Origin of the sequence: Corallococcus sp. CA041A, assembly GCF_003612075.1 — a bacterium.
GTDB classification, from domain to species: Bacteria; Myxococcota; Myxococcia; order Myxococcales; family Myxococcaceae; genus Corallococcus; species Corallococcus exiguus.
This window is the reverse complement of the sequence record NZ_RAWF01000131.1, coordinates 19,850-27,516: the sequence shown is the minus strand read 5'-3', so window position 1 is coordinate 27,516 and position 7,667 is coordinate 19,850. Positions and strand designations below refer to the sequence as shown.

General features: G+C 69.4%; 5 protein-coding genes and 1 pseudogene. 3 read left to right on the top strand and 3 right to left on the bottom strand.

The annotated features are described in order from the left end of the window. Positions 1–567: pseudogene (locus D7V77_RS23090) on the bottom strand (hypothetical protein); the annotation flags it as partial. 91 nt (positions 568–658) lie between these two features. On the opposite strand from D7V77_RS23090, the gene D7V77_RS23085 reads away from it, so the two are divergent. Continuing rightward, a complete protein-coding gene (locus D7V77_RS23085) occupies positions 659–1,489 on the top strand; it encodes a hypothetical protein (RefSeq protein ID WP_172808442.1) in 831 nt (276 codons plus the stop codon). Here the strand turns inward: D7V77_RS23085 and D7V77_RS23080 are convergent, their stop codons facing one another. Next, positions 1,490–2,737: an SLC13 family permease gene (locus tag D7V77_RS23080; RefSeq protein ID WP_120578452.1), complete on the bottom strand. Its 1,248-nt coding sequence runs from the start codon at positions 2,735–2,737 to the stop codon at positions 1,490–1,492. 184 nt (positions 2,738–2,921) lie between these two features. On the opposite strand from D7V77_RS23080, the gene D7V77_RS23075 reads away from it, so the two are divergent. Further along, a complete protein-coding gene (locus D7V77_RS23075; RefSeq protein WP_169821078.1) occupies positions 2,922–5,342 on the top strand; it encodes a DEAD/DEAH box helicase in 2,421 nt (806 codons plus the stop codon). A gap of 16 nt (positions 5,343–5,358) precedes the next feature. After that, positions 5,359–6,951, top strand: coding sequence for a ribonuclease H-like domain-containing protein (locus D7V77_RS23070; protein ID WP_120578451.1), 1,593 nt, complete (start codon positions 5,359–5,361; stop codon positions 6,949–6,951). Positions 6,952–7,064: 113 nt separating this feature from the next. Here D7V77_RS23070 and D7V77_RS23065 read toward each other — a convergent pair whose 3' ends face one another. Continuing rightward, entirely contained in the window at positions 7,065–7,628 is a 564-nt protein-coding gene (locus D7V77_RS23065) for a hypothetical protein (RefSeq protein ID WP_120578450.1), read from the bottom strand. Positions 7,629–7,667: the final 39 nt, after the last annotated feature.

The following is a 7,667-nucleotide window of genomic DNA, read 5'->3' as shown; positions in this document are numbered from 1 at the left end:
GGGCGCGGGGGCTTCCGCCTGCTGCGGCGGGGCCAGCTCGAAGGTGGCCTCGTCCATGCCGAAGCTCAGCGGCGTGGCGGCCGTGGAGGTGATTTCGCCGTGGTAGTGGTGCCGGATGGCGCGCTCGATGGAGGACGCCGTCGCCACCACCACCTGGAGCTTCTGGCCGGAGTGGAAGGCCAGCTCCTGGAGGGACTCCACGTTGGTGGGATCCGACGTGGCCACGGTGAGCGTCTTGGAGCCGGACTCGTAGGCGATGGGGAAGACGGTGTAGCGCTCGGCGATGTCCACGCGCAGCGCCTGGAGGGCGTTCGGGACGGGGACGTGCGTGTCCAGGTTCACGGTGGGGATGGCCAGCTGCCGCGACAGGGCGTGCACCATGGAACTCTCGTCCACGACGCCCATCTGCACCAGGGTGAGGCCCAACCGGCCGCCCCACTTGCGCTGCTCGGCGAGCGCCGTCCGCAGCTGGGTTTCAGTGAGCAGGCCGGCGTCCATCAGGATCTCACCCAACCGCCGCTTGCGGTTGGGGCCCGGGCCGGGAGGAACAGAAGGGGGAGGATTCACGGCCGGGCAGCATATCAGTGCCGGACACTCCCCAGGCCTTCGGTGGGTCACAAACAGGCCAGGGGGACGAGGATGGGCTAGCCTGGGCCCCATGGTGCGAAGCCGAAGCGTCCTATTCGCCGCAGTCCTCGTCGCCTTCACCGCCGGTTGCGCCTCCAAGCGCCTCTCCGGCGCGGACCTGGACCGGGTCCAGCGGCCCGCATTCATCTCCCGCATCGAGGACGGCGCGGGGCCCAAGAGCAAGGTGTTCCAGGAGGACAGCGCGTACTCCGACAAGCTCAAGAAGCTGGAGCCCAAGGAGGCGGACCGCCGGCTCACCGTGAAGCTGCAGCAGGCGGTGACGCGCTTCGAGCTCTCCGAGCGCCTGCGCGTGACCACCCTGTCGCGCCTGCCGGAAGAGGCCCCCTGGACGAACGCGGTGGATCCCGCCCGCGTGGCTTCCGCGCTGGAGAGCTTCCTGGTGGAGGAGGTGCCCGCCAACGCGCCGGACTACGACTTGATGGCCCCGCTGGGCGCGGACACCATCGTGGAGTTCGTCATCCAGGACTACGGCATGCGCAGCGACGACGGGCACGCCGGGGCCTACCTCAAGGGTTACGGGCGCATGTTCCGGGTGGACGGGCGCTGGGAGCTGTGGCACCGGCCGTTCGACATGGACGCAGTGGAGCAGGGTGCCCCGCACCTGGATCCGTTCAAGGTCGGCAAGGACCCGGAGCTGTTCCGCCTGGCCATGACGGCCCTGTTGGACAAGGTGGCGGACATGTTCGTGAAGGACCTGACGCCCGCGAACCGCAAGGGCGCGGCCCCCTCGGGCAGCACCGCGCCGGACACCGTGCCCTCCGCTGTCACGCCCGCCGCGGCGGCGCCCACTCCGCCCGAGCACCAGCTGCCCCCGGGCGAGCTGCCGGATCCGGATGCTTGATTAGAAGAGGGCGTGCTCCGCCAGGAGCACACCCAGGCCCACGACGAAGCTGACCAACGTCACGGGCACGCCCACGCGCAGGTAGTCCATGAAGCCCATGCGGACCTTGCCGCGCGCGGCCTCGAAGACGATGAGGTTCGCCACGCTGCCCACCAGCGTGAGGTTGCCCGCGAGCGTGGAGCCCAGCGCGAGCACGTGCCACGCCAGCTCCGGCTCCTGCATGGTCGGCACCCACGCGCGCGCGAGCATCACGAACGGCACGTTGCTGAAGAGGTTGGACGCCACCAGCGTCAGGAACGCGAAGCCCAGCGTCTCGCGCCACGGCGGCCCGGCCATCAGCGGGGAGAACACGTGGCGGATCTCCTCCGCCCAGCCCGCCTTGTTCACCCCGTACACGACGACGAAGAGGCTGGCGAAGAAGAGCAGCAGCACCCAGTCCACGCGCTCCAGGGCCTCGCGCGGCTCGTGCCCGGACAGGGACATCACCAGCACGCCGCCCGCGAGCGCGCTCCAGCTCATGGGCAGGCCGGCGAAGAACGCCACCACCACGCCCAGCAGGACTCCCAGCCCCAGCGAGAGCAGCCGGCGGTCCACCTCCAGCGGGGGAGGGTGCGTGTCGAAGCGCGCGGACGGCAGCTCCTTGCGGAAGAGGTAGAGCAGCGCCAGGGCGACGATGACGGTGGAGAGGATGGCGGGCAGGGCCATGTACGCGGCGAACCGCGCGTAGCCCAGTCCGGACGCGCCCTGGATCAGCATGTTCTGCGGGTTGCCAGTGAAGGTGGCCACGGAGCCGCTGTTGCTGCCCATGCACACCGCGAGCAGGTACGGCACCGGTGGCAGGCGCGCGTCCTCCACCACCACCAGCACCAGCGGCGTGAGGAACAGGCACACGGTGTCGTTGACGAGGAACGCGGACAGGAACGCGCTCACGAACGTCACGGCCACCAGGAGCAGCCGCGGCGTGTGAGCCACCTTGAGGGCCTTGGCTCCGGCGGCGCGGAAGAAGTTCGCCTGCGCCAGGTACACGGCCAGCAGCATCATCCCCAGCAGGAGGACGATGGTGTCCATGTCGATGGCTTGCTGGTTCCGGTCCGCGCTGTGACCGAAGACCTCCGTGGGCGTGACGGCCCCGGCGACGACCATCAGCGTGGCGCCCAGCAGGGCACCTCCGGGACGGTCCAGCTTGATGAAGGGCAGCCTCGCCCCGGCGATGAAGATGTACGTGAACAGGAAGATCGCGAGCGCCACGGGCGCGGGACACTAGGGTCCGCTCCTCGGACCCGTCGAGGTCCCCTGGAGCCGCCTGTCCAGCAGGGAATCGAGCCGGCTACTGTCGGGTGGGAATGTGGGTGATGGGCCCCCAAAAGACCGCCGTGGTGGGTCCTGACGCGCGTTGTCCTTCCGGGTACACGTCTGTACAGTGGCCGGCCCTATGAAGCCCGAGAAGGAAACCGAGGCCTTCTCCGGCCCGCGCCGCACGCCGTGGTCAGGGGCTCGCGGGCTGGACGCCGTCCTCCAGGGATGGCGGACGGACCGGCAGGTGTGGCCGAACATCGTCCATGACGCCGTGACACCCGCCCGCGCTGGCGTGTTCGCGCCGATGCCAGAGGGGCTGGCCCCCCAGGTCCGGGACGCGCTCAAGCGCCGGGGCGTGGAGCAGCTCTTCTCCCATCAGGCCGAAGCCTTCGAGCGGGCCCGCGACGGGGAGAGCCTGGTCATCGCCACGCCGACCGCGTCCGGCAAGAGCCTCTGCTACAACCTGCCGCTGTTGGATCGCTTCGCGCGCGAGCCGGAAGCGCGGGCGCTCTACCTGTTCCCCACCAAGGCCCTGTCTCGCGATCAGGAAGAGTCGCTGCGCGCCTTCATGCGTGAGGCGGGCCTGGGCCATGGCGCCATCACCTTCGACGGTGACACTCCGGGGGACGCGCGCCGGGCGGCTCGCGAGCGTGCGGGCGTGGTGCTCACCAACCCGGACATGCTGCACACGGGCATCCTTCCGCACCACGCGAACTGGGCGCGGCTGTTCTCGAACCTGCGCTACGTCGTCATCGACGAGCTGCACACGTACCGGGGCGTCTTCGGTTCGCACCTGGCGAACGTGCTGCGGCGGTTGCAGCGGGTGGCGCGGTTCCACGGGGCATCGCCCACGTTCATCCTGGCGTCGGCGACCATCGGCAATCCGAAGGCGCACGCGGAGCGGATGCTGGGGCGCGAGGTGGCGCTCGTGTCGGAGAGCGGGGCGCCGTCCGGTGAGCGCCGGGTGTTGGTCTACAACCCGCCGGTGGTGAACGCGGAGTTGGGCATCCGCGCCAGCTATCTGAAGAGCGCGGTGCGGCTCACCTCGGACCTGGTGCGCGCGGGGGTGTCCACGCTGCTGTTCGGCCAGTCGCGCAACAACGTGGAGGTGATGCTCAAGTACCTCCGCGACCGGTTCGTGGAGGAGAAGCTGGATCCGTCGCTCATCCAGGGCTACCGGGGCGGCTACCTGCCGGGCACCCGCCGCGCGACGGAGGCCGCGATGCGCGCGGGCGAGGTGCGCTGCGTGGTGGCCACCAACGCGCTGGAGTTGGGCATCGACATCGGTTCGTTGGACGCGGTGGTGTGCGCGGGCTACCCGGGCTCCGTGGCGGCGCTGGCGCAGCGCTTCGGCCGCGCGGGCCGGCGAGGCATGGGGAGCCTGGCGCTGCTGGTGACGTCGAGCGCGCCGTTGGATCAGTACTTCGCGGCGGATCCGCGCGCTCTCACGGGCGCGCCGGTGGAGCATGCGCGGATTGATCCGGACAACGTGGAGATCTTGGTCCAGCACCTGAAGTGCGCGGCGTTCGAGCTGCCCTTCGAGGAAGGGGACGCGTTCGGCGACGTGCCGGTGGAGAACACCACGGAGGCGCTGGACTTCCTCACGCAGCACCAGGTGGTGCACCCGTCGCAGGCGCCGGAGGGCGGGCGTCGGATGTTCCACTGGTCATCGGACGCGTATCCGGCGCACCACGTGTCGTTGCGCAGCGTGGGCTGGGACAACGTGGTGGTCATCGAGCGCGGCACGGACAAGACGCTGGCGGAGATGGACTTCCGCTCCGCGCACACGCAGCTGCACGAGCAGGCCATCTACCAGCACGACTCCGAGCAGTACCAGGTGGAGATGCTGGACCTGGAGAACCACAAGGCGTTCGTGCGCAAGGTGGCGCCGGACTACTTCACGGACGCGATGACGAACGTGCGAGTGAGCGTCATCCAGGAGGATCAGGGAGCGCCGCTGGGGCCCTCGCTGCACGCGGGCCTGGGCGAGGTGTCCGTCATCGAGAAGGTGGTCGGCTACAAGAAGATCAAGTTCCACACGCACGAGAACGTGGGCTACGGCGACGTGCGGTTGCCGGAGATGCAGATGCACACGTCGGCGCTGTGGCTGACGGTGCCGGAGGCGGTGGTGCGGAGCATGGACGCGCCCCGGCCCGCGGTCATCGACGCGCTGAGAGGCCTGGGTTCCGCGCTGCGCACGGTGGCGTGCGTGGGATTGATGAGCGACCCGCGAGACCTGGGCCGCACGCTGGGCAGCAAGGACGAGCCGGACGGTCCGCCGCGCAAGGAAGGCGGCGTGGGCTTCGATCCGACGCTGTTCCTCTACGACAACGTGCCCGGCGGAGTGGGGCTGGCGGCGCGGCTGTACGATCAGCGCGAGGAGCTGCTCCTGCGAGGGCGCAAGCTGCTGGAGTCGTGTCCGTGCGAGGACGGGTGTCCGGCGTGCATCGGTCCCGCGGCGGGTGGGCAGCCGGGGAGCGCGCCGTCGGGGTCGCATCCGCGCAAGCGGCTGGCGTTGGACCTGCTGGCGGCGCTCGGCGTCGCCGGGGTGCAGTGAGGAGCACGGGCGCGGCATGGACCTGAAGCGCAAGCTGTCCCGACTCACCAACGCGGGCCCCGGCAGTCAGGCCCGGGCGCCCGTGAACACCGTGGCGGTGGCTCCGGTGGTGGAGACACCGGCGGTGGAGGCGCGCGCGCAAGACGCGGCGGTGGCTCCGATTCCGCCGGTGGAAGAGGCGGGCACGACCACCATCGCGGAGGTGCTGGTCCAGGCGCTGCGTAAGCGCATGTCGATGGACGGGGAGGGGACTGACGGCGGGCAGCCTCCCGAGACCGCATTGCGTACCGCGCAGGCGGAGGTCGCTGACCGCGAGGCCACGCGGGCGGACGGTCTCGTGGACCTGCGCGAGGAGGCGCGGCGGCGGCTCGCGGCGAAGCGCGGCGGTGCGGCGGACGGTCCCGCGGATCCACGGGTGGAAGCGCTGCGCCAGATGCTGTCGTTCTGGGCGGAGCGTCAGGGTACGGCGTCCGCTCGGAAGGCGGTGGCGCCGGCCCCCGAGCCGCGTGCCTTGCCCGTGGAGGCGAGGGCGACGCCGCATGGCACGGTGCACGTGGCCGAGCAGGTGTATGCGCCGGACCATCGTCACGGCACGGCACCGGTGGCGGCGGCGCTCGACGTGGAGGCGCGGCTGGTGGCGGGGCTGGCGCTGCATCCGGAGCTGGAGTCGGTGGACTTCACGCGGATGTTGATGCTGGACACGGAGACGACGGGGCTCGCGGGCGGTACGGGAACGGTGCCGTTCCTGGTGGGCCTGGGTTGGTTCGAAGGCCGCTCGATGCGCGTGCAGCAGCTCTTCCTGAGGCGCATGGGAGAAGAGGCGCCCATGCTGCGCCTCCTGGCCGAGCGCATGGCGTCGTCGTCCTGCCTGGTCACGTACAACGGCAAGAGCTTCGACTGGCCGCTGCTGCGCACGCGCTTCGTGCTCAACCGGGTGCCAGTGCCGAAGGAGCTGCCGCACCTGGACCTGCTGCACTGCGCGCGGCGCGTGTTCAAGCACCGCGGCGAGGGCGCGCGGCTGGTGCACCTGGAGTCAAAGGTGCTGGGGCATCATCGGGTCGGGGACGTGGATGGTTCGCAGATCCCGGAGCTGTACTTCCGCTTCCTGCGCGGCACGGACGGTTCGGAGCTGGTGCCGGTGCTGGAGCACAACCAGAAGGACCTGCTGCTGCTGGCGGCGCTGATGGGCGATCTGGTGCGCCGCTTCCAGTCCGAAGGCTCGGAGCAGCAGGACCCCCGGGATCTGCTGGGCTTCGCGCAGGTGGCGGAGAGGGCAGGGGACGCGGCGCGGGCGCTGACGTTCGCGAAGGCCGCCGCGGAGAGCGGAGGCCCGGTGGGAATCGAAGCGCTGGTGCTGGCCTCGCGCCTCTGCCGCCGCTCGGGGGATTGCGACACGGCGGTGGCGCACCTGCAGCGTGCGCTCACGTTCGCGAAGCCCGGACAGGGCGCGGTGTTGCACCTGTCCCTGACGAAGCTCTACGAGCACTCCCTCAAGGACCTGCCCCGGGCCCTGTACCACGCCAGGCTCGCCGCCCCGGTGGAGCTGCCGGAGGACCACCAGCTCCGCCTGGAGCGCCTGGAGCGCCGGCTGTCGCGTCAAGGGGCCTGAGTAAGTAGGTGAGCGAAAGTCCCTGACTAAATGGGGCTACCCTCCAGAGGAGAGCGAGCCTCGTTGGTGTCGAGAGGTTCGAGTGACCGGATTAGCCGCGTCACGCAAGCTGCTCAGCGAAGCCGCTGCTTGAGTCGCCCAGTTATTCTCTTGAGCTCCTCTTTGTACAGACACAGCGCGTCCTCGATTTCGTACGCATTCAGGGTACCGAAGGCTGAGGGAAGTTCCTCGACCGCGATCCACGCACGTTCCGCGACTGCGATGCCGAGCGCCGCTGCGCCAATCCTGGTGCCCATGTGCAGGTACACGCGTTCCGGCATCTTCTTCAGGTAGGATCCCAACCGCAGCGCGGCGTCGTAGATGTACATTTCCTTGGCACCGCGAATCGGAGTCAGTAGGCGCTCAAGGAGCGCGAACAACTCATCGAAGTTCGGGACTTGACGAATCGCTTCTTGGTTCGCGATTAGCACCCGACGGACCTCGTCCACCGTGGATTGCTCCAGGTGGCGCTGGTGGTTGAAGAGCGCGCCGTTCTCCTTTCGTGCGTCTGCCACTACCTCAATGGCCTCTTCGAGCGACGGAAGCTTCGCGAAGTATTCGAGTTCCCCCATCGACTTCAGGCGCGGTCCCCATTGGTAGTCTTCGACGATTTCTTCGTACGAATTCAGGCGTGCCATATCGGGTTTCTAAAGTTGGGCTGGTTTCATGGAGCGTCA